The sequence below is a fragment of the Cohnella sp. GCM10027633 genome (assembly GCF_042675445.1).
Lineage (GTDB): Bacteria > Bacillota > Bacilli > Paenibacillales > Paenibacillaceae > Cohnella.
In genome coordinates this window covers 352,625-374,381 of sequence record NZ_JBHTGV010000004.1, presented here as the reverse complement: position 1 = coordinate 374,381, position 21,757 = coordinate 352,625, and the positions used below count along the sequence as shown (strand labels likewise).

The window sequence follows — 21,757 nt, the reverse complement described above, 5'->3', positions numbered from 1 at the left end:
TCACGGTTTCTCCATGATCGACTTGCCGCGCATGCCCGTCCTGCGAATGATGCCGTGGAACGTGACGTTCACGTCCGCTTCCGCGAAAATCTTCCCCCATTCCTTCTCGACGCTCTTCCACAACTTCGGATGCTTGCGCTGGAGCTGCATGCCGAAGCCGAACACGTCCGCTTCGATCGCCTGGGCTTGACGGACGGACATCATAATCTCGTTCCTGACCTCGCCCTCCCAATGCTCCTCCAATTCCCGCAGCACGCCGAGATTCTCCAAGGCGATGTCGCACTTCACTTCCCCTACGTTGCCTTCGGCGCTGACGATTACGTTCACTTTGAGTCGTCCGTTCTGCATGACGACTTCCTTGTTCGTCTTGCTCTTGATGATCTCGAGCGCGACGCCGTCGGGAATATCGTCGCAAGGCAAGTTCAAGATCGAGCTCTTGATCCTGTTCAGGCCGAACATCAAGCCGCGGGCGCTCCCGTTCTCCAGCCAGCCGGCCAGCTTGCCTTCCCGGAACATCGCGATATCCGATACTTCGAGATGGAAAGGCGGGCGCGTCTGATCCATGCTCTTGCGCTGGCCGGCGGCCTTGTCGCTGCCGACCAGCTTGAGGCCGCCGATCGTCGGTTCGGCGCCGGCGTTGATCAGCTTGCGGATGACATCGTCGATCTCGACGGCCATCGTCTCCCCCCAGATTTTGGCGGACAGCGTGCTCTCGCCGAGCAACGCGCTCGATTGCAACTTCTCGAGCGGAACGAGAATGCTGACGAGCTTGTCCGGCCGCTCGCCCCTCGCGACGAGCATCATGGACGTCAGCCGCACCTCGTGCGAACGTTCGAAGAAGTCGAACAGTTCCATAATGCCGGACTTCGCCAGCCGCTCTCCGATGACGACGACTTGGACGTGCGAGAAGAACAGCTGGCGAGGCACTTGCTTCGACGCTTTGCGGATGCCTTCGAACAGCGTCGGCGCGCGTATGCCGTACACGGTGAACGGCATGTCTCCGTTGCCCGCGCCTTGATGCGTCACGCTGGACGGCATGACGACTTGAAAGGCGAGCTCGTATTCGCCGGTTTCCGGCACGCGGTCGATGGCCATGGCGGTAACGATCGCCAGCTTGTCCAGCTCGCGGCTGTTCCAGCAACCCGCGACCGCGAGCAACGACGCGAACACAGTTGCGACGGCAATGAGCTTGGCGAGAGCGACTGCGCGCGTCTTCATGGCCCGGTGGCCCTATTCGCGCCGCCGCTTCCGTCGCTTCCTCCGGCCCCGTCGGCGTCGATATGCGGCCCCTGGCCGGGCGGCATCCGTTCGGGCGCTGCCGCAACGTTGTCGGGCCGTCGCCGCTTGCTCCAATGCGGAAACCGGAGCAAGTAGTCCTTCCACTGCTCGGGTCGGAACGGCACGGCGGGCGATAGGAACGCGACCCCGAACGAACGAAGCGAATTCATGTGCGCGACGAGCATAATCAAGCCGAGCATCATGCCATAGAAGCCGAGGAAGCCCGCGGCGAGCATGAACAGGAAGCGCAGCAGGCGGGCGGTAATCGCGAGATTGTAGGACGCGATCGAGAAATTGGCGATAGCCGTAATCGAGACGACGATGACCATGATCGGCGAGACGATGCCGGCTTGCACCGCCGCTTCGCCGAGCACGAGCGCGCCGACGATCGAGACGGCCTGTCCTACCGCCCGCGGCATCCGTATGCCGGCTTCGCGCAGGATTTCGAAGCTGATCTCCATCGCGAACGCTTCGACGAGCGCCGGGAAAGGTACGCCTTCGCGCGCGCCGGACAAGTTGATGAGCAGCGGCGTCGGCAGCATCTCCTGGTGGAACGTCGTGAGCGCGATATAGGAAGCGGGTCCGAACAGCGCGATGACGAAGGCGAGGTAACGCAGCACCCGAACGAAGCTGCCGATGTCGTACCGCTGATAGTAGTCTTCGGCCGCGGTGAAGAACTGCGACAGCACGGTCGGCACGACAAGCGCGAACGGGGTGCCGTCGACGATGATGGCGACCCGCCCTTCGATCAAGTTCGCGGCGACGACGTCCGGCCGCTCCGTGTTGTATACGGTCGGGAACGGAGAGAGCCAATTGTCTTCGATGAACTCCTCGATGTAGCCCGATTCCAGAATGGCGTCCGTGTCGATGCCGGCGAGCCGCTTGCGTACCTCGCCCACGATCTCCGGCTTGGCGATGTTGTTGAGATACATCATGACGACGGTCGTCTTCGTGATCGAGCCGATCTTGATCGCTTCGAATCTGAAGTCGGGCGTGCGGATCCGGCGGCGGACGAGGCCGACGTTCGTTGAGATCGACTCGGAGAAGCTGTCCTTCGGCCCGCGGATGACGACCTGGGTGCTCGCTTCCGATACCGCTCTCCGCTCTCCGCCCATCGTGTTGCCGCAGAGACATTCGTCCCAGCCGTCCACGAAGAGCGCCGTCTTGCCCATAAGCACCTCGAGCGACATTGTCTGCCAATCCGCGATCGCTTCGATCTGACCGACGGCCAGCGCGTTGTCGCAGACGTACCGGAACGCGGCTTCCGGCGTATCGACGCCGTCCGGCGGCTCTGGCAAAGACGGCGACATGAGCGAACGGAAGACGAAGTCGTTCACGAGCTGCTTGTCCGAGACGGAATCCAGGTAGATCGCCGCTACCTGCAGCTCTCTCTTCAACCGAAGGGTGAACCGGCGTATCACGAGATCCGGGTTCGAGCCGAGCTCGTCGCGGATGCGTTCCAGATTCGCCTCCAAGTAGACGTCAAGCCGGCTCGAGCCGGAAGACCGGGCATCCGTCCCGCTTGCTCCGCGCTTTTTCTTCCGTTCGTAAGGCTCGTTGACTTTGCGCATTCGCGAGCTCCTCCTTTCCATTCGTTCGCCCAAGGCGGCGATACCGATGTCCGGATTCGGATAGTATGGCTCAATGCGCTCCTTTATTTACCTCTCGTTCCTCGGAGATCGCTAAGATGGAATAATATTCACGCATCGGGCGCACAACAACGGATAAGGAAAGAAGGGAGCGACATGGCCGAGGCGCAAGCGGAATACGCGGGATTAGACGGACAGACGTTGGCTTCGCGTCTGACGGGAGACGCGGAACGCGATATGGACATCGTTCGGACGGCTTTCTCAGGCTGCGAGGACGTCGTCGTTCATGACGCGTTCGCGGCCGGCGAGAGGAAGCTGTACGCGGTATACGTCAGAGGCATGGTGAACGCCGAGCTGCTCGACAAGCAGGCGCTCGAGCCGCTGCAACGGGCGGACGCCGGATCGTTCGGGACGATCGGGAGCGTCCGGGAGGCGCTGGCGATTTCCGACTGCCGGGAGATCCGGACGTTCGCCGACGTCGTGCGCGACGTGATGGACGCTTGCCCCGTCGTGTTCGTCGACGGAATCGAGGGGGCTTTAACGCTCGGATTGACGCATTATCCCGTCCGGTCGGTCGAAGAACCGCAAGCCGAATCCGTCGTCCGCGGATCCAGGGACGGCTTCATCGAGTCGCTGGCCGTCAACATGACGCTCCTGCGCCGCAGGGTTCGGTCGCCGGCGATGAAGTTCCGGTCGTTCACCGTCGGGCGGTTGTCGAAGACGCCAGTCCGGCTCGCGTACATCCAAGGCATCGCGAAGCCCGAGGTCGTCGCCGAAGTCGCGGACAAGCTGGCCCGCATCGACGTCGACAACGTGCCCGAGAGCGGCACCCTCGAAGAATGGCTGGAAGGGACGAATTACTCTCCGTTCCCGCAGCTGCAGATGACCGAGCGTCCCGACGTCGCCGTCGCCGCGCTCATGGAAGGACGCGTCGTCGTTCTCGCCGAGAACACGCCCGTCGCGCTCATCGCGCCGACGACGTTCTGGTCGCTCATGCAATCGTCCGAGGACTATAACGAACGGTTCCTGATCGGAACGTTCATACGCTGGCTGCGGTACATGTTCTTCGCGATGGCGCTGCTCGCCCCTTCCGTCTACGTCGCGGTGCTGACGTTCCATCACGAGATGGTGCCGACGACGCTGTTGCTTCGCGTGGCGAGATCGCGGGAGGAGATACCGTTCCCCGCTTGGATGGAAGCGCTCATCATGGAGATCACGTTCGAGGCTCTGCGCGAAGCGGGGGTTCGGCTGCCGAAGCAGATCGGATCGGCGGTCAGCATCGTCGGCGCGCTCGTCATCGGCCAGGCAGCGATCCAGGCGGGCATCGTATCGGCGCCGATGGTCATGATCGTGGCGATTACGGGCATCTCCTCGTTCATGCTGCCGCAATACTCGATCAGCGTGACGTTGAGGCTGCTGCGGTTCCCGATCATGCTGTTGTCCGGCCTTGTCGGTTTGTACGGCCTCGTCATCTGCATCCTCGCGATCGTCAGCCATCTATGCTGCCTGAAGTCGTTCGGCGTGCCTTACTTGTCGCCGCTCGCGCCGATCGATCCGAGCGGGCTGAAGGATACGATCATTCGCGCGCCGTTGAAGCGCATGAAACGCCGGCCTTCTTTTTTCGCGAAAGGGGATCTGATCCGCAATGGAGGAAGCTCGGAAGATCGGGCGTAGACGGGCGGCGCGGTTCGTTCGGCTTCTTCTCGCGCTGCTCGCGCTCGCGCCGTCGTCCGGCTGCTGGGACCAGGACGAGGTGAGCAACGTGGGCTTCATCCTCGCCGCGGGCATGGATGCCGAGAAGGACGACGCCGTGCGGCTGACGATCCAAGTGTTCGTGCCGAATCCGACGGCCGGCGGAGGGGGCGACGGCGGCGAAGGCCGGGTCATCACTTTCACGGGCAGCGGGCCTTCCGTTCCTGAAGCGCTGGGATTCATCCAGAACCGCGTGCCGAGGGCGCTGTCGTGGGATCACGCCAAGATGATCATCATCGGCGAAGCGCTCGCGAGCCGGGGCATCAAGGACGAGTTCGACTTCTTGTTTCGGGATATCGAACCGCGAGAGCAGGCGAACTTCTTCGTCACGAGGGGCCATGCCAGGGAGATGCTGCAATCGTTGAACGATCCGAATTCGTACGATACGATCATTCGTGTCTCGAACATGCCCCAGGTCAGCACGTACAACATGAACTACATCGAAGAGCTGATGACGGGAGAGGCGAGGGCTTTCGTGCTGCCGGAGGCGGAGACGATGACGTTATTGGTGAGCGCCACCCCGAAGCAGGCGTTGACGGTCAAAGGCATGGCGGTCATCAAGAACGGCAAGCTGGCGGGTTGGATCGGCGAGAAGGATGCCCAAGGGATGCAACTCGGATTCCAATGGCTGCATCCGAGGAAGCAAGGGAAGAACTTCGCGATCACGATCAAGGAGGCCGGGGGTAAAATCACCGCCGAGCTCGTCGGACGCAAGCTCAGGTACGTGCCGCGCATCGAGAACGGCGAGTGGAAGATGACCGTGCGGCTTCGGCTCGACGCGGATATCGTGCAGAATTCGTCGAGCATCGACCTGTTCGATACGCCGGGCGCGCTGCGGGCGCTCGAGCCGAAGTTCGACGATGCGATCAAGGAGCTGCTCCGGCGGCCTCTGAACGAAGTGCAGGGGGGGCTGAACGCGGACGTGCTCGGCTTCGCGCGCGCCTTCCACAAGAAGTATCCGCGCGAATGGAAGCAAGCGTCGGGGCTTTGGGACGAGAAGTTCCGGGAAGTCGACGTTACGCTCGAAGTGAAATGCAGGCTGCGTAAGGCGGGTATCGCCAACTTGAGAACATAGACGGGGCGCGATAAGGAGGGGAAGGGATGAGGGAGATGACCTTGACGAGCCGTCAATTGTTCTGGATGATGGTCAGCATGCAGATCATCATGACGCTGCTGCTGACGACGACGCCGACGTTCCGGATCGCCAATCAAGACGCATGGATTTCGGCTCTACTCGCCTCCGCGGCGGGAGGCGGCATCGCGTACGTATGCGCGAAGCTGAGCGCGATGTTTCCCGGCCGCACGCTGATCGAATTCTCCCGGGAGCTCGCGGGCAGATGGATCGGAGGCGCGATCTCGGTGCTTTACCTGCTGTTCTGGATCAGTCTGTTCGGGATCATCCTGCAGCAATTCAAGATTTTCATCGTCGGCACGATCTTGCCCCGCACGCCGCCGTCGGTCATCGTGCTTCTCATGGTCGCCGTCGTGCTGTACCTCGCGCTTCACGGCGTGGACGCGATCGCCAAATGCTGCGAGCTGCTCGGACCGCTGATCATGGTCGGAGTGTTCTGCCCCGTCTTGTTCGCGATCAACCGGATGGACAGCGACCACTTGCTCCCCGTATTCGTCGACAGCGGATGGCCGTCGATTATGAAGGGGGCGCTCCCTACGGCGGTGTTCCTCGGCGATTGCATTATGCTCATGGTGCTCGTCTCCTTCGTGCGCACGCGCCGGAAGGTCATTCGCCACGCCGTGATCGGCGTCTTCGTATCCGGGCTGTTCACGGTACTGTCGGTGTTCGCCTGCCTGCTCGTCTTCGGCTTGCACGCGACGCAAGGGTATCCGTACCCGATGCTCCTCGTCGTTCGTTCGCTGTCGGTCAGCGGAGTCATCGAGAATCTCGACGCCGTGCTCGTCTCGGTGTGGATCATGAGCGTGTTCGCGAAGCTGACGCTGTACCTGTTCGTCTCCAGCTACGGGACGGCGCAGCTCGTCGGCGCTCGCAATTGGCGGCCGATCGCCTGGATCATCGCCGCGGTCGGCGCGGGCATGGCGCTTATTCCCCTTAACTACGTCGAGTCGTCCATCGATTTCCCCGAGAAATTCGCCGTTCCGTACGTCCTCCCCGTCTTGTGCGTCGGCTTGCCCGTCTTGATGCTGCTCGTCGCGATGGCAAGACAAAAGTCCAAAAAGTCCACCTAAACGAGCGGTTTCCTTCTCCCGGTCGCGATCCGTATCCTCCTATAATGAAGGCATTCAGCCATTCATCTCTTAGGAGGATCTCTGCTATGGAATCGATGCGCGAATCGTTCGCGAACCCTACATCCGATTATCGCACGGCGCCTTTATGGGTATGGAACGACGACATGAACGCGGAGCGCATCCGCGAGCAACTGACCGAGCTTCGCACGCATGGCTTCGGCGGCGCTTTCGTCCACCCTCGCCCCGGTCTGATAACCCCTTACTTGTCCGAGGAATGGTTCGCGCTGTGGGGGGAAGCGATGCGAATCGCCGAGTCGCTCGGCATGAAGCTCTACATCTACGACGAGAACTCCTACCCGTCCGGCTTCGCGGGGGGCCATGTGTCCCAAGAGCTGCCCGATTGCTTGGCGCAAGCGGTCGCCGTTCGGGAGATCGGGTCGAGCGCCGAGGAGCTCGCCGGCGTTCATCGCCTCGTCCAAGCCTACGCGTATGAGGGAGAAGGAGATACGCGCAAGCTGCTGCGCGACGTGACCCGCATCGCGACGGACCGTTGGGGCGAATACGGATCGCGGTTCCTCGTCTTCGAGCTGACCGTGCCGGGAACGACGCCTTGGCTCGGCGGCTTCGCCTATACCGACGTTCTGCGTCCGGAAGTGACGCGCAAGTTTCTCGAGACGACGCACGAGGCGTATTACGCGCGGTTCGGCGACCGGTTCGGCACGACGATTCCGGCGATCTTCACCGACGAGCCGGCGGTGTGCACGGGCGCCTTGTACGTATCCAGCGAACGGACGGCGCCGTTCACGCATTGGTTCTCGGGCGAATTCGAGAGACTGAACGGCTATGACCTTCGTCCGTGCTTGCCCGCCTTGTTCTTCGACCTCCCGGACGATGCATTGACGCAACCCGTCGGCCGAATCAGGTTCGATTATTACCGCACGATGCGCGAGCTATGGGCCAGCAATTCGGCGGAGCCGATCTCGGAGTGGTGCGAAGCCCATGGAGTCGCGTACACCGGCCACTACATGGAACACCATTGGCCGTATCCCTGGTATTCGATGGCGTCACCCGCGGTCATGTCTATGTACGAGTACATGCATTGGCCGGCGATCGACATGCTGCTGTCCAGCGTGTTGAAGAGCGACGATCCGTATGCAAGCTACGGTCATGAGGAAGCGATCCGCAACGACCTGCTGCTGACGCTGACCGTTCGCGAGGCGCACAGCGTCGCCAACCAGTTCGATCGGCCCCGCGTGCTGTGCGAATCGTACGGCGCGGGCGGCTGGGACGCGAGCTTCGGCGACTTCAAGCGGATGGGCGATTGGCTGATGGTCCACGGCATCAACTTCATCAACCAACATCTGACCTACTCCACGATCGCGGGGGCGCGCAAGCGGGATCATCCGCAGTCGTTCGACTGGCGACAGCCGTGGTGGGGCGAATACGCCGGCATGACGGAGTATCAAGCCCGGCTGTCGTTCGCCCTGTCGCAGGGGGCGACTCGCAACCGCGTGCTGCTGTTGCATCCGACGACGGCCGCGTTCCTCGGGAAGCCGGAGCCGGCGCAAGGCGATCCGCAGCCGCTCGACGCGGAAGCATACGCGCGTCTAGCGCTCCGGCTATGCGATCAAGGGATCGACTACGACTTCGGCGACGAGTTCATCCTCGGACGGCACGGGAGCGGGGAAGGCGGGAAGCTGCGCGTAGCCCGAAGAACGTACGACGTCGTCGTCGTGCCCGCGGAGATGTTGCATATGGTAGGCACGACGGTCGAGCTGCTGCGGACGTACATGGAGCAAGGCGGCACCGTGCTGGCGCTGCGTTCCGACCCGGCGTACGTGGACGGGATGGCGGTGCAAGCGGATCGCCCGATCGGCCTAGCTTCGCATCCGAATTGGAAGAGCGTGACTCTGGATACGCTGGCCGCGGCGATCGAAGCGCTCGTCCCCGTCCGGTTCGCCTGGACGGAGCCGGAGCGAGTGCCTTCCGGCGTCGCTCACTTGCGCCGGGAGCTGGGGGACGGCTCGTACTTATGCTTCATCGCGAATCCGCGGAACGTTGCCGTGGCATCCGGGCTGCTGCTCGCCGGCGCGCGCGCCGAGAGATGGGACGCATGGGACGGAAGCGTGAAGGAAGCTCCGCGCGCCAACTCGACGGAAGGTACGATTCGGCTCGACGTCGAGCTTCCGGCCTACGGTTCGGCGTTGTACCGGGTGTTCGACGATTCGGCGAAGACGGAGGTAACGGAGGTTGGCGATATCGCGGAAGCGGCAAGCGCGATCGCGCCGATAGACGAGGCCGTGAAGGCGTCGTCGCTGCGGATCGCCGCGGAGGAAGACAACGTGCTTCCGCTGCACTACTGCGATCTTGACGTCGGTACCCGGAAGTACGAAGGCATCCATACGATCCAAGCGGGCCGGTTCCTCTTCGAGCATCGCGGCTTCGACGGCAACCCTTGGGATAGCAGCGTGCAATTCAAACGGCGGGTATTGGATCGGGACACGTTCGGGCCGGGAAGCGGCTTCGAGGTCGTCTATTCGTTCTCGATCGGAGAAGGCGGCATTCCGGGTCGATTGTCCCTGTTCGCGGAACGGTCAGAGCATTACCGGCTATCCGTGAACGGCAATCCGGTCGATTGGAAGCCGGATAAGGGCGCATGGCTCGATCACCATCTCGGCGAAGCCGATATTGCCGCCTTCGTAACGGAGGGCATGAATCGGATCACGCTGACGGCGGACGTCTTCTCCGTATTCCTGGAGATCGAAGCCGTCTACTTGCGAGGATCGTTCGACGTGAACGCGCAAGACGGCAGATGGACGATCGGCCGGGCGAACGATGCGATTCGGACCGGCTCCTGGGTCGAGCAGGGGTATCCGTTCTATGGAGGCGCGTTCACTTACGAGAAGACTTTCGAGCTGGATCGGCTTGGCGGTCGGGTGCTCGCGACGTTCCCCCGCTGGGAAGGAACGGTGGCGTCCGTATGGGTGAACGGCAAGATGATCGGATTGCTAGGCGCCGGCAACGACGTCGGTCCGGATCTTACGCCGTTCGCGAAGCCGGGCAGCAACGAGATCTCGCTGCGGGTAAGCGGCAGCTTCAAGAACTTGCTCGGGCCGCATCTGGATCCGGGCAAGCCTCGCAACTCGGCTTGGCCGGATAATTGGAAGAGAGCGCCGATGTTCGCCGAGCCTTCGGCGGAAGCGTACGACCTCCTTCCTTACGGCCTCTTGGAAGAGTTCCGTATTCGCGTCGTTCATGATTAAGCTATAATGTCGGTAAACGACTTTGTTCGGTCTAACGACGGGGGATTGCGGATGTTGCGGTTCATGGAGCTGCTGCAATGGAACACGATACGGCCCTATATTCGGTTCGCCCATCGCCTCGTTCAGCGGATGGATCTCGTGCCTCGCCTTATTTTCGACCATGAGTTCGTCTGGATCGAGAAGGGGGAAGGCACGATGACGGTCGGCCCCGTTACCGTTCGGTTCGAGCAAGGCGATCTGCTGCTCATTCCTCCGGGCACCGTGCACAAGCTGTCGGGTCCGATCGATGCCCACGCGGCGATCCACTTCGACTGGGAGCATCTGCCGTCGGAGCGGTCCGCCTTGGACTATCTGATCGACGAGCATGGCCGCGAGCCGGCTCCCGCGCACAAGCGAGGCTCGCTATGGCTGCCGCATGCGGTCGCGTTCCGTTCGGTCGGCGCAGAAGTGGTCGATTCGATCTCGCGGATCGTTTCGCTGTACCCGCGGGAAGCCGAGAAGTACAGGCAGCTGCAGCTTCAGATCGCGCTTAGCGAGATGCTGCTTCGGCTCGCGCAGGACATCGAGGCCGGGCGGACCGCGTACGTCGAGGTTCCGCACGGGGCGACGTCGATGCGCGGCGATCCGCAGGCTGACCATGCCGAGGTGACGGCGCTAGCCGACCGGTTGATGAAGCACGTCGAGCAGGGCGACGTCCGATTCGGGGAGCTTCCCGGAGCGATGGGGACGATGTCGCTGGGCGAGGCGCAGATCCGGCGGCTGTTCAAGCGGCAGTACGGCTCGACGCCGCACGCGTATTTCACGCTGCTCTGCATGAACAAAGCCCGCAAGCTGCTCGCGGAGTGCAACTTGCCGGTTCAGGAAGTCGCGTTCTCGTGCGGTTACGAGGACGCCAAGTACTTCAGCCGGCAATTCCGCCGTGCCGAAGGCGTGTCGCCGGCGGCGTTCCGGGCGATGTACGTAAATTTAGGGCCATTGGGCGGGTAGCGGGGTTAGGAACGTACGGCAAAGAGCCTTTTCCCTAAGGAGAAGGCTCTTTGCTATTACCGCTGAACCTCCGTCGTCCCCATGTCGTCGAACGCCGGAATCGCCTCGCCCCGCGAAGCTTCGAGCAGCCGCGAGACGATCCGCTCCCCCCACAGCTCCTCGTTGTGCGAGACGACGGCGGTCATCTGGCCGTTGTCCAACGCTTGCCGGATGTCCGGCATCATGCCGAACGAGAGCGCGTACCGGTTCAGCCCGCTCGCCTTCCACACGAGCACGGACGCCGAGCTCGACATAACGTCCAGCGCGACGAAAGCGTCGAAGTGCGGATGCGCCTCGATCATCGCCTCCAGATGGGACAGCGCGGCGGCTTCCTTGCCTTCGTTGTACCGGACCTCGATGACCTGGATGTCCGTCTCCCGGTTCAAGTAGCCGAGCAGCCCGTCCAACCGGTCTTTCAAGTTGGCCATGCCCGCCATGCCGGTCTCCACGATGACCATGCCTTTGCCTTCCAGCAATCCGTCCAGCAGCTTGCCCATCCGTTCGCCGGCTTGGCGGTTGTCCGCCCCGATGTAGGAAAGTCTGCCGCTCGTCGGCGAATCCGACTCGAAGCAGACGACCGGAATGCCGGCTTGCGCCGCCTTGTCGATGACCGGCGCGAGCGCGCGCTCGTCGACGGGATCGATGGCGATGCCTTCGACCTTCTGCTTGATCATCGTCTCGACCATCCGGATCTGCTGCTCGAGATTCGCTTCGTCCGGCGCCTTGACCAGCAGCCGGACGCCTTGCCGGGCGGCCGCTTCCTTCGCGTACTCGGTAATCATCTCGTAGAACGGATGCGCCATCGGATAGACGATGCCGAACGTCAGTCCGCTCGCTGCCGGAGGCGGAGACGAGGTTCCTCCCGCCGGCGCGGCCGCCGAACCTTCCGCGCCTCCGCTTCCGCCGGCCCCCTTATAACAGCCTCCCGTAACGAGCAGCAACGCCAACGCAAGCAGCAGGAGCGGCGCGGCCCGGCGGCGCTTACAGAGTATAACCGGCTTCATGCGCGGCACCCGCCCCGCCGGCGAAAGCCGCTTCCGTCCGCCCCTGCTTGCGGAAGTCCTTCGTCGTCATTCCCGTCACCTTCTTGAACAAGTTGGAGAAGTAGTGGGCGTCGGCGTAGCCGACGCGGTGCGCGATCTCGTACGACTTGTCGTTCGTCGTCTGCAGCAGCTCCATCGCCTTACGGATGCGGGCATGCGTCAGGAATTCGATGAACGTCTGACCCGTCTCCTGGCTGAACACCTTGCTCAGATGGCTGGCGCTGACGCAGACATGGTCGGCGACATCCTGCAGCGACAGCCGGTCTTGGCCGTAGTTGGCCAGCATGTACGTCTTCGCTTGCTCGAGCATGTCGGCATACCGGTCGGCGGCGCCGTTGCGCCATTGCCAGAACTGCTCGGCGAGCTTGGCAAGGTAGCGGGACGCGCCTTCCCAGCCGTCGATGTCGCCGATCTGCAGCTGGAACCGCTGCAGCGCTTCCTCCGAGCCGTCGAGGTTGCGGTACATGCGCTTCGCCGTCTCGAACACCTCGAGCGTCAAGTCGCTTAGCGCGTAATAGCCGTACAGATTGTTCCGCCAATCGACTTTGCGGAGCCCTTCGGCGAGCGACTTGGCGATCGCCCCGACGTCCGCCGGAGTGCCGATCTTGACGTATTCGACGAACCGTTGCCGGTCGAAGAAGACGGCCGGATCGAGCGCGCCGTCGCTCGCCCGCAGCGACCAGCGGCGCTTCGCCGACAGCGACAGCCTGCGCCAATGTTTGTCTTCTTCGGCTTCCAGGAAGGATGAGTGAACGCGCTGCAACCGTTCCTGCACGCTGCCGACGCCCAAGCTCAGGCTGCAGCCGGCGGCCGCTTCGACCGACGCCTTCAGCTCGCCGCGGACGTAGGCGAGCGCTTCCTCCAGCTTCGGCAGCGCGTCGTGCTTCAGAATCCACGCCTGCTCCGTGCGGCTGCGCTTGAAGGCCAGTGCTTCCGCGTAGCCTTCGAGGCCTTGGCGCATCGCGGCTTCCGCCCGTTCCACGACCGCGTAGTCGACGGACGCGGACTGGCTCTTGTCGCAGCGAATGTCCGAGACGACGACGGCGTAGTAGCGTGCCGTCAAGTTGAGCGACAGCGCGGACGCCGTGTCGAGCGCTTCCGCCGTCGTGATCATGCCGGTGCAGATGTCGGCGAGCAGCTTCTCGCGCGACTGCTCCAGATCGGCGCCGTCGCCCTGCCGTTCCTTCTCGCTTCTCTCCTTGTCGATCTTCGCGGAGACGCTCTTCAGCAGGGCGATCAGGTCGGCCGAGCTGACCGGCTTCAGGCAATATTCCTCGATGCCGAGCCGAAGCGCGGCCCGCGCGTACTCGAACTCGTCGTGGCCGCTCAGAATGATGATCTTCGTGTCCGGCATCCGCTTGCGCACGATGGCGCTCAACTCGAGCCCGTTCAGGAACGGCATCTTGATGTCGGTAATCAGAATGTCGGGAGCCAGCGATTCGATCATCGGCAGCGCCAGCTCTCCGTCCGACGCGTCCCCGCAATAGACGAACCCTTCCTTCTCCCAATCGACGCAGTCGCGGATGTTCTCGCGAATGACGATCTCGTCGTCGACGAGCATTACTTTCTTCATCGGATCATCGCCGCCCTCTCGGAATGTGGAACGAGACCGTTGTGCCTTCCCGGTCCACGCTGTCTACTTGAATGCGGCAACTATCGCCGTAATAGAGCCGGAGCCGCTGCTGGACGTTGTGAAGCCCGAAGCCGCCGGACACCTCTGACCCCGTCGTCTCCTCCGGGATAATGTGCCGGCTTAATTGCCCGCGCAGCTTCTCGAGCCGTTCCGGGTCCATGCCGATGCCGTTGTCCGCGACGACGACGCGAAGCTCCTGCTCCGAGACGGCTTCGCAGACGATGCGGATGAGCCCTTTGCCCCGTTTGTTCTTGAGCCCGTGGTAGAGCGCGTTCTCGACGATCGGCTGGAGCGTCATTTTCAACATTCTGCAATCTCCCAGATGCGCCGGCGCGTCGACTTCGTAATCGAGAATGTCCCGGTACCGGATCTGCTGGATGACGAGGTAGCTGCGAACGTGGTCGAGTTCGTCCTTCAGCGGAATCCAGTCGAGCCCCTTGTTCAGGCTGACCCGGAAGAAGCGAGACAGCGCCTGCACGAGCTGAATGACCTGGTCGTTCTTCCCCGCCTCGGCCGTCCAGACGATCGAATCGAGCGTGTTGTACAGGAAGTGCGGGTGAATCTGGGCCTGCAGCGTGCGCAGCTCCGCCTTCTGGATCTGCTCCTGCTCCTTTAGGTGCTGCGCCATCAGGTCGTCGATCTTCTCGAGCATGAGGTTGAAGCTGTTGCCCAGATCGGCGATCTCGTCGTGTCCCGTCGGCTTCACCTTCGCGTCGAAGTACCCGGAGGCGGCTTGGCGCATCTTGTTCTTGAGCACCTGGACGGGGCGGGTGAGCCGGGCGGAGATGAAGAAGTTCAGTCCGATCGCGAAAATAATGCTGAGAGCGACGCTGACGATGATGAGCTGCCGGATGGAATTGGCCTCCGCCATTATCTCCTGCAGCGGGACGATGCCGACGATCTTCCAATCGGTCATCGAGGACGTCGTGAACACGACGAATTGCGGCTTGCCATGCGTCGAATCGACGTAGCTCGCCTGCTCGCTCGCCAGCTTGCCGGACAAGTCTATCTCGCCTATTAGCTTGTATGCGTTCGGATCGTTGTCCGGATAGAGCACCGGACGGCCGGTCCGGTCGGTCGCGTAGAAGAAGCCGGTCCGGCCGATGACCGCGCTGTCCCGGAACTGCTCGAGCGCGGTGTCGACGAGGTCGATGACGATGAAGCCGATGACCTCGTGCGTAATGCCGTTCTTGACCGTCGTCATGACGGAGATGACGTTCCGCCCCGGATAATCGAACCCGTCCAGCCGATCAAGGGGCGAGGCGTCCAGCGGCGCGACGTTCAGAATGTCGTCCGGCTTGCGGAGCAGCGACTGGAAGTGCGGATTGCGCATCGGGTTGCGTTCCATCTGGAAGACGCCCTTGCGCTCGCTTATGCCCCTGCCGTACAGATTGACCATCGTGATGTTCAGGACGCTGTCGTATTTGTACGTTTCCCGGTAGAGGCCGAACGCGTTCAGAATCTCTTTGGCGTCCTCGTACGTGTCGGTCTGGGAGAAGAGGAAGCGGATGACTTGCGGGTTTTTGCCGAGCTCGAGCAGCTTGCCCGCGTCTTCGAACAGGACGTCGATGTTGCGTCCGAGCTGGCTCGCGGCCAGCATCGTCGAGGCTTTGCTATGTCCGGATACGGTGTCGTACGACTTTTGGTAGGAGAGAAGCCCGACGACGATCAGCGGGATCGAAGTGAGGGTGACGAACATGATGAGCATTTTGGCGCGCATGCTCGTCATTCGGATTCGCTTCATAGGTCGGCTGCGCCCTTTCCGGGTGTATGCGGTTCCAACTCGTAAATCTACTATAGCAAAAGGCGGAGGAACGATCTATGCAAACGCTGACATTGAAGCAAAAGTCCAACTTCCGGACAAAAAAACGAACTTTCGCCGCGAACGCGCCCCGCAAACGCCAAAAAGATCCCATCGAATTCACGCGAAGCTCCGTATCGGGCGAAAATGTAAGCGTTCTATAATGGGCTCACGCCGACGGATCAAGGCAGCGGCGAACTATTCGGGAGGTTAGACGACGAATGAAAAAAGCGGGTAAATTGGGGGCAATGCTCGTCCTGGCGGCCATCATGATCGTTACGGCGGCATGCGGCAAAAACAACGACGGCAACAACGAGGCGGCATCGAGCAAGCCGGCGGCGCCGGCAAGCAGCGAAGCGCCGGCATCTTCCGCGGCGGCTCCGGCCGGAGACGGGGCGATCTCGATGGGCTTCGCCCAAGTCGGCGCGGAGAGCGGCTGGAGAACGGCGAACACGCAATCGATCCAAGACGCGGCGAAGGAAGCGGGCGTAGACCTGAAGTTCTCCGACGCGCAGCAGAAGCAAGAGAACCAGATCAAGGCGATCCGCTCTTATATTCAGCAAAAAGTCGACGTCATCGCCTTCTCGCCGGTCGTCGAGTCCGGTTGGGATACGGTGCTGAAGGAAGCGAAGGACGCGGGCATCCCGGTCATCCTGACCGACCGCGCCGTCGATACGAAGGACACGTCGCTGTACGTGACGTTCATGGGCTCCGACTTCGTCGAGGAAGGCCGCATGGCCGGCGCGTGGCTCGCCGATCAGTACAAGGACGCGGCCGAGGACGTGAACATCGTCGAGCTGCAAGGCACGACGGGCTCCGCTCCGGCGAACGACCGCAAAGCCGGCTTCCAAGAGAAGATCGCCGGCAACGCGCATCTGAAGATCATCGCTTCCCAGACGGGCGACTTCACCCGCGCCAAAGGCAAGGAAGTCATGCAGGCGTTCCTGAAGGCGCACAAGGACATCGACGTGCTGTACGCCCACAACGACGACATGGCGCTCGGCGCGATTCAAGCGATCGAAGCGGCCGGCCTGAAGCCGGGCGTGGACATCAAGATCATCTCCGTCGACGGCGTCAAGGACGGCATGACCGCTGCGGCGGAAGGCAAGATCAACTACATCGTCGAGTGCAACCCGCTGCTCGGACCGCTGCTCATGCAGACGGCCAAGGATCTGCTCGCCGGCACGCAGCCGCCTAAGCGCATCGTGACGCCGGACGGCACGTTCACTTCGGAGCAAGCGAAGGAAGCGCTCCCGAACCGCAAGTACTAGTCGTTCGCAACGCGAATTCATAGAGTGTGCAGCCGCTCCGCCGCCGGGCTTCCGTCCCGGGGCGGCTGTCTCTCTTATTGGGAGGGGGAGACAACGATGAGCGAAGGAGTATCCGGAGAGCCGCTGCTTCGGATGGGCGGCATCTATAAGCATTTTCCGGGGGTGAAGGCTCTTAACGGGGTGGACTTCCGCCTGTTCCCGGGAGAAGTGCACGCGCTGATGGGAGAGAACGGAGCGGGCAAGTCGACGCTGATCAAGGTGCTGACCGGCGTCTATTCGATCGACCAAGGGACGGTGGAGCTGGACGGCAAGCCGGTCTCGATCCACAGCCCGCAAGAGGCGCAGGGCGCCGGCATCAGCACGGTGTACCAGGAAGTGAATCTATGTCCGAACCTATCGGTCGCGGAAAATATATTCATCGGACGGGAGCCGCGCCGCTTCGGACGCATTCTGTGGAAGGAAATGAACCGCAAGGCGGAGCAGCTGCTCCGCGAGCGACTGCAGTTGAACATCGACGTCGCGCAGCCGCTGCAACTGTATTCCGTCGCCATCCAACAGCTGGTGGCGATCGCGCGGGCGCTGAACGTCTCGGCGAAGGTGCTCATCCTGGACGAACCGACGTCGAGCTTGGACCGCAACGAGGTCGGGCAGCTGTTCGCGATCATGCGCAAGCTGAAGGAAGACGGCTTGGCCATTCTGTTCGTCACGCATTTCCTGGACCAGGTGTACGAAATTTCGGATCGAATAACCATTCTCCGCAACGGGGAATTCGTCGGGGAGTACGAGGCGGCTCGGCTGCCCCGGATAGAGCTCGTATCGAAGATGATCGGCAAGGAGCTGGAGCTGCTCGGCGAGCTGCCTAAGGGCGGCGAACGGACGCGGGCGTCGCGGGAGCCCCTGCTCGAAGCCAGCGGCCTCGGCCGGAAGGGCGCGATCGAGCCGTTCGACCTGCTCATCGGCAAGGGCGAGGTCGTGAGCCTCGCGGGTCTGCTCGGCTCGGGGCGGACGGAGATGGCGCGGCTATTCTTCGGCGCCGACCGGCCGGACCAAGGCAGCTTGAGGCTGAACGATTCCGCCGGCTCGGTGCATTCGCCGCGGCAGGCGATCGACGAAGGCATCGCCTTCTGTCCGGAGAACCGGAAGACGGAGGGCATCATCGACGACTTGACCGTGCGTGAGAACATCGTGCTCGCGATGCAGGCGACGCGCGGCTGGCTGCGCCGTCTTCCGCGGAAGAAGCAGGACGAGATCGCCGACCAGTACGTCAAGGCGCTGAACATCAACCCTCCGAATCCGGAGCATCTGGTGAAAAATTTAAGCGGCGGCAACCAACAGAAGGTGATTCTGGCACGCTGGCTCGTGACGCAGCCGAAGCTGCTCATCCTCGACGAGCCGACGCGTGGCATCGACGTCGGAGCGAAGGCCGAAATCCAGAAGCTCGTGCTGTCGCTCGCCGGGCAAGGGATGTCGGTGCTGTTCGTCTCCTCGGAGCTCGAGGAAGTCGTCCGCGTCAGCGACCGCATCGTCGTGCTGCGCGATCGCAAGAAAGTGAAGGAAATGCACGAAGACTTCGGCCAGCAGCAAGTGATGCAGGCTATCGCGGGAGGTTAACGACCATGCGCATCCACCGGCATAACCTGTTCTGGCCGCTGGCCATGCTGGCAGCGCTGCTGCTGTTCAACTTGCTCTATTCGCCGGACTTCTTCGAGATCCAAGTGCGCGGCGGCCATCTGTACGGTACGTTGATCGACATTCTGAACTTCGGCTCGCCGCTCATTCTGGTGGCGATCGGCATGACGCTCGTCATCGCGACGGGCGGCATCGACTTGTCCGTCGGCTCGGTCGTCGCGATCTCGGGCGCGATGGCGTGCTTGACGATCAGCAAGGGCGCCGACCAAGACGCGATGGGCCTCGTGCTCGCCGCCATCGGCTACGCGCTCGTTCTCTCGCTTGTCCTCGGCCTATGGAACGGCTTGCTCGTCTCGGTCATCGGCATCCAGCCGATCATCGCGACGCTCATCCTTATGGTCGCGGGCCGCGGCATCGCGCAGCTCATTACGTCCGGACAGATCATTACCGTCACGAGCGATCGTTATAGCTATATCGGCTCGGGCTCGCTAGCCGGACTGCCGTTCTCGATCTTCGTCGTCGCTCTCGTCTTCGCGGTCGCGAGCTTGCTGACGAGACGCACCGCGCTCGGTTTGTTCATCGAGTCGGTCGGCCGCAATCCGGCCGCGAGCCGCTTGGCCGGCATCCGGTCCCGGTACGTACAGATCGCGGTGTACTTGTTCTGCGGCGTATGCGCGGCGATCGCCGGACTCATCCTCAGCTCGAACGTCTCGAGCGCAGACGGCAACAACGCCGGCCTCTGGTACGAGCTGGACGCCATTCTCGCCGTCGTCATCGGCGGCACGTCGCTGACCGGCGGCCGCTTCTACTTGACCGGCACCGTCATCGGCGCGCTCATCATCCAGACGCTGACGACGACGATCTACATGATCGGCGTCCCGCCGGAGATCACGCTCGTCGTGAAGGCGTTCGTCGTGCTCGTCGTCTGCCTCATCCAGTCGGAGGCGTTCCGCCAAGCGCTCGTCCATCGATGGAAAACCCGCAATTACCCGGCGGAACGGGAGGTCGTCAAGCATGTTTAAGAGCAAGTACTTGTCCATCGCCGTGACGGTGTTCCTGTTCGCCGTCATGTTCCTCGCCGGGTCGTTCCGGTATACCGGCTTCTTCTCGATGCAGGTCGTCCTGAACCTGCTCATCGACAACGCGTTCCTGCTCGTCGTCGCGGTCGGCATGACGTTCGTCATTCTGACCGGCGGCATCGACTTATCCGTCGGCTCCGTCATCGCGCTCACGACGATGGTGTCCGCCAGCCTCGTGCAGGAGCAGGGCTGGCCTCCGTCCGCCGTCATTCCGCTCGTGCTCTCGTTCGGCGGGCTGTTCGGCTGGGGCATGGGCGCGATCATCCAATACTTCAAGATCCAGCCGTTCATCGTGACGCTCGCCGGCATGTTCTTGGCGCGCGGGCTATGTTACGTCATCAGCATCAACACGATCACGATCGATAACGGGTTCTACGCGAAGATGGCGCAGACGAAGATTCGCCTGCCCGGCGATGCCTTCATCTCGATCAGCGTCGTTATCGCGTTGATCGTCGTGGCCGCGGGCCTCTACATCGCGCACTATACGAGGTTCGGCCGGAACGTCTACGCGCTCGGCGGCAGCGAGCAGTCCGCGCTGCTCATGGGCTTGCCGGTCGCCCGCACGAAGATGGCGGTGTACGCGCTGAGCGGCTTCTGCTCCGCGCTCGCCGGCGTCGTGTTCACGTTCTACATGCTGTCGGGCTACGGCCTCCACGCGATGGGGCTCGAACTGGACGCGATCGCCTCCGTCGTCATCGGCGGCACGCTGCTGACGGGCGGCGTCGGCTACGTCGCCGGCACGTTCTTCGGCGTCATGATTCAAGGCGTCATCCAGACGATCATCAGCTTCGAAGGGACGTTGAGCTCGTGGTGGACGAAGATCGTCATCGGCCTGCTCCTGTTCTTGTTCATCTTGTTCCAACGCGTGCTGAGCGCGCGGCAAGCGACGCGGAAGCTGTAACGCCTAGTCGGACAAATTGGCCTTACAGACGGGCCGGTTTCATTTATAATGAAGACGACATCGGGACGTTAAGAAGGTTGAACGGGGGAGGATCGAACCGTGCGAATCGGGAATCGGAAACAAGGCGGCTGCATCCCGTCGTTCGTCTACGCGCTGGCGCTAGGGTTAATGCTCGCGTGTTTGGTTAGCGGCTGCACGAACGGCGGCAACGCGTTCTCCTCCCCCACGGCGCCGACCGGCGAGCCGATCGGGACGGAGGAGCCCGACGCCGTCGTCGATCCGCTGCCGCAATCGCCGATCGTGCTAGGCTTCTCCCAGCTCGGCTCGGAGAGCGACTGGCGGCTTGCCAACACCGAATCGATTAAGGACGCCGCCGCGGAGGCGGGCGTCGAGCTCAAGTTCGATAACGCGGAGCAGTCGCAGCAGAAGCAGTTCGAAGCCGTCCGGTCGTTCATCCGCGAGCAGGTCGACGTCATCGCGATCGCGCCGGTCATACAGTCCGGCTGGGAGCCGATTCTGAAGGAAGCGAAGGCGGCGGGCATCCCGGTCATTATTTCCGACCGGTCCATCGACGTGGCGGATACTTCGCTCTACGTCACGTTCATCGGCGCCGACTTCTACGAGGAAGGACGCAAGGCGGGCAAGTACTTGCTCGACAAGACGAAGAACACGGCCGGTCCGATCGGCATCGCGGAGCTGAAAGGTACCGACGGTTCGTCCCCTTCCATCGAGCGGGGCAAGGGCTTCCGGGATACGATCGAGGGCCGCTCCGACTTCGTCTTCGTGGAGAGCGACTTCGCGGACTTCACCTTCGAGAAGGGCAAGGAGAAGATGCGCGAGTTTCTTCGGAACAACGCCGGCGAGATCCGGGTGCTGTTCGCCCACAACGACGACATGGCGCTCGGCGCGATCGAAGCGATCGAGGAGTACGGGCTGAAGCCGGGCAAGGACATCGTCATCATCTCGGTCGACGGTACGCGGAAGGCGCTCGAACGGCTCGCCGAAGGCAAAATCAATCTCGTCGTCGAATGCAATCCGCTGCTCGGCCCGAACTTGGTCCAGGCGGCGACGGAAGTGATGCAGGGGCGGACGCTGCCGAAGCGGATCGTGCCGGCGGAGAGCGTGTTCACCGAGCAAATGGCCAAACGGGAAATCCAGAACCGCAAATATTGAATGAAGAGAACCCCCGATGCCGGGGGTTCTTTCGTTAGCCGGGAGGGACGTAGGTTCGTCAGACTAATGGAGTGTGACTCCGCTATTGCGCCGCACACCCGGGACTTCGCCGGACTA

Annotated in this window: 15 protein-coding genes; 10 read left to right on the top strand and 5 right to left on the bottom strand. The window is 62.4% G+C overall.

From position 1 onward, the window contains the following. Both ACFQZG_RS13055 and ACFQZG_RS13050 read right to left on the bottom strand, forming a co-directional pair. Entirely contained in the window at nucleotides 1-1,218 is a 1,218-nt protein-coding gene (locus ACFQZG_RS13055; RefSeq protein WP_378153119.1) for a Ger(x)C family spore germination protein, read from the bottom strand. Further along, nucleotides 1,215-2,849: a spore germination protein gene (locus ACFQZG_RS13050; RefSeq protein ID WP_378153118.1), complete on the bottom strand. Its 1,635-nt coding sequence runs from the start codon at nucleotides 2,847-2,849 to the stop codon at nucleotides 1,215-1,217. The genes ACFQZG_RS13055 and ACFQZG_RS13050 overlap by 4 nt, the downstream gene beginning before the upstream one ends. Before the next feature lie 174 nt (nucleotides 2,850-3,023). Here ACFQZG_RS13050 and ACFQZG_RS13045 point away from each other — a divergent pair, with 174 nt between their 5' ends. From ACFQZG_RS13045 to ACFQZG_RS13025, 5 genes are all read left to right on the top strand, one after another. After that, on the top strand, nucleotides 3,024-4,541 hold the full coding sequence (locus ACFQZG_RS13045) for a spore germination protein (protein ID WP_378153116.1): 1,518 nt from the start codon (nucleotides 3,024-3,026) through the stop codon (nucleotides 4,539-4,541). Beyond that, nucleotides 4,513-5,694, top strand: a complete 1,182-nt coding sequence (locus ACFQZG_RS13040; protein WP_378153114.1) for a Ger(x)C family spore germination protein — start codon at nucleotides 4,513-4,515, stop codon at nucleotides 5,692-5,694. The genes ACFQZG_RS13045 and ACFQZG_RS13040 overlap by 29 nt, the downstream gene beginning before the upstream one ends. 26 nt (nucleotides 5,695-5,720) lie before the next feature. Then, complete coding sequence (locus ACFQZG_RS13035; protein ID WP_378153113.1) at nucleotides 5,721-6,821, top strand: GerAB/ArcD/ProY family transporter; 1,101 nt, start codon at nucleotides 5,721-5,723, stop codon at nucleotides 6,819-6,821. 86 nt (nucleotides 6,822-6,907) lie between these two features. Continuing rightward, nucleotides 6,908-10,084, top strand: a complete 3,177-nt coding sequence (locus ACFQZG_RS13030; RefSeq protein WP_378153111.1) for a glycosyl hydrolase — start codon at nucleotides 6,908-6,910, stop codon at nucleotides 10,082-10,084. A 51-nt stretch (nucleotides 10,085-10,135) separates the two neighbouring features. Next, complete coding sequence (locus tag ACFQZG_RS13025; RefSeq protein WP_378153109.1) at nucleotides 10,136-11,071, top strand: helix-turn-helix domain-containing protein; 936 nt, start codon at nucleotides 10,136-10,138, stop codon at nucleotides 11,069-11,071. Between the two features lie 56 nt (nucleotides 11,072-11,127). On the opposite strand, the gene ACFQZG_RS13020 is transcribed toward ACFQZG_RS13025, so the two are convergent. From ACFQZG_RS13020 to ACFQZG_RS13010, 3 genes are read right to left on the bottom strand one after another with little or no spacing between them, the layout of a single operon-like run. Next, nucleotides 11,128-12,114 (bottom strand): sugar ABC transporter substrate-binding protein, encoded by a 987-nt coding sequence (locus ACFQZG_RS13020; RefSeq protein WP_378153107.1) that lies wholly within the window; start codon nucleotides 12,112-12,114, stop codon nucleotides 11,128-11,130. Then, nucleotides 12,092-13,726 carry a response regulator gene (locus tag ACFQZG_RS13015; protein ID WP_378153105.1) on the bottom strand — a complete coding sequence of 545 codons (1,635 nt, stop codon included), beginning with the start codon at nucleotides 13,724-13,726 and terminating at the stop codon, nucleotides 12,092-12,094. Before ACFQZG_RS13015 ends, ACFQZG_RS13020 begins: the two co-directional genes overlap by 23 nt. A 4-nt stretch (nucleotides 13,727-13,730) precedes the next feature. Then, nucleotides 13,731-15,530 carry a sensor histidine kinase gene (locus tag ACFQZG_RS13010; protein ID WP_378153103.1) on the bottom strand — a complete coding sequence of 600 codons (1,800 nt, stop codon included), beginning with the start codon at nucleotides 15,528-15,530 and terminating at the stop codon, nucleotides 13,731-13,733. Nucleotides 15,531-15,808: 278 nt separating this feature from the next. Here ACFQZG_RS13010 and ACFQZG_RS13005 point away from each other — a divergent pair, with 278 nt between their 5' ends. The 5 genes from ACFQZG_RS13005 to ACFQZG_RS12985 all read left to right on the top strand — a co-directional run bounded on the left by ACFQZG_RS13005 (nucleotide 15,809) and on the right by ACFQZG_RS12985 (nucleotide 21,640). After that, on the top strand, nucleotides 15,809-16,858 hold the full coding sequence (locus tag ACFQZG_RS13005; protein ID WP_378153101.1) for an ABC transporter substrate-binding protein: 1,050 nt from the start codon (nucleotides 15,809-15,811) through the stop codon (nucleotides 16,856-16,858). 96 nt (nucleotides 16,859-16,954) lie between these two features. Next, nucleotides 16,955-18,469, top strand: a complete 1,515-nt coding sequence (locus ACFQZG_RS13000; RefSeq protein ID WP_378153099.1) for a sugar ABC transporter ATP-binding protein — start codon at nucleotides 16,955-16,957, stop codon at nucleotides 18,467-18,469. Nucleotides 18,470-18,474: 5 nt separating this feature from the next. Further along, a complete protein-coding gene (locus ACFQZG_RS12995; RefSeq protein ID WP_378153097.1) occupies nucleotides 18,475-19,509 on the top strand; it encodes an ABC transporter permease in 1,035 nt (344 codons plus the stop codon). Continuing rightward, nucleotides 19,502-20,467, top strand: a complete 966-nt coding sequence (gene yjfF / locus ACFQZG_RS12990) for a galactofuranose ABC transporter, permease protein YjfF (protein ID WP_378153095.1) — start codon at nucleotides 19,502-19,504, stop codon at nucleotides 20,465-20,467. The genes ACFQZG_RS12995 and yjfF overlap by 8 nt, the downstream gene beginning before the upstream one ends. Before the next feature lie 99 nt (nucleotides 20,468-20,566). Next, on the top strand, nucleotides 20,567-21,640 hold the full coding sequence (locus ACFQZG_RS12985; RefSeq protein ID WP_378153093.1) for an ABC transporter substrate-binding protein: 1,074 nt from the start codon (nucleotides 20,567-20,569) through the stop codon (nucleotides 21,638-21,640). The last annotated feature ends 117 nt before the right edge of the window (nucleotides 21,641-21,757 follow it).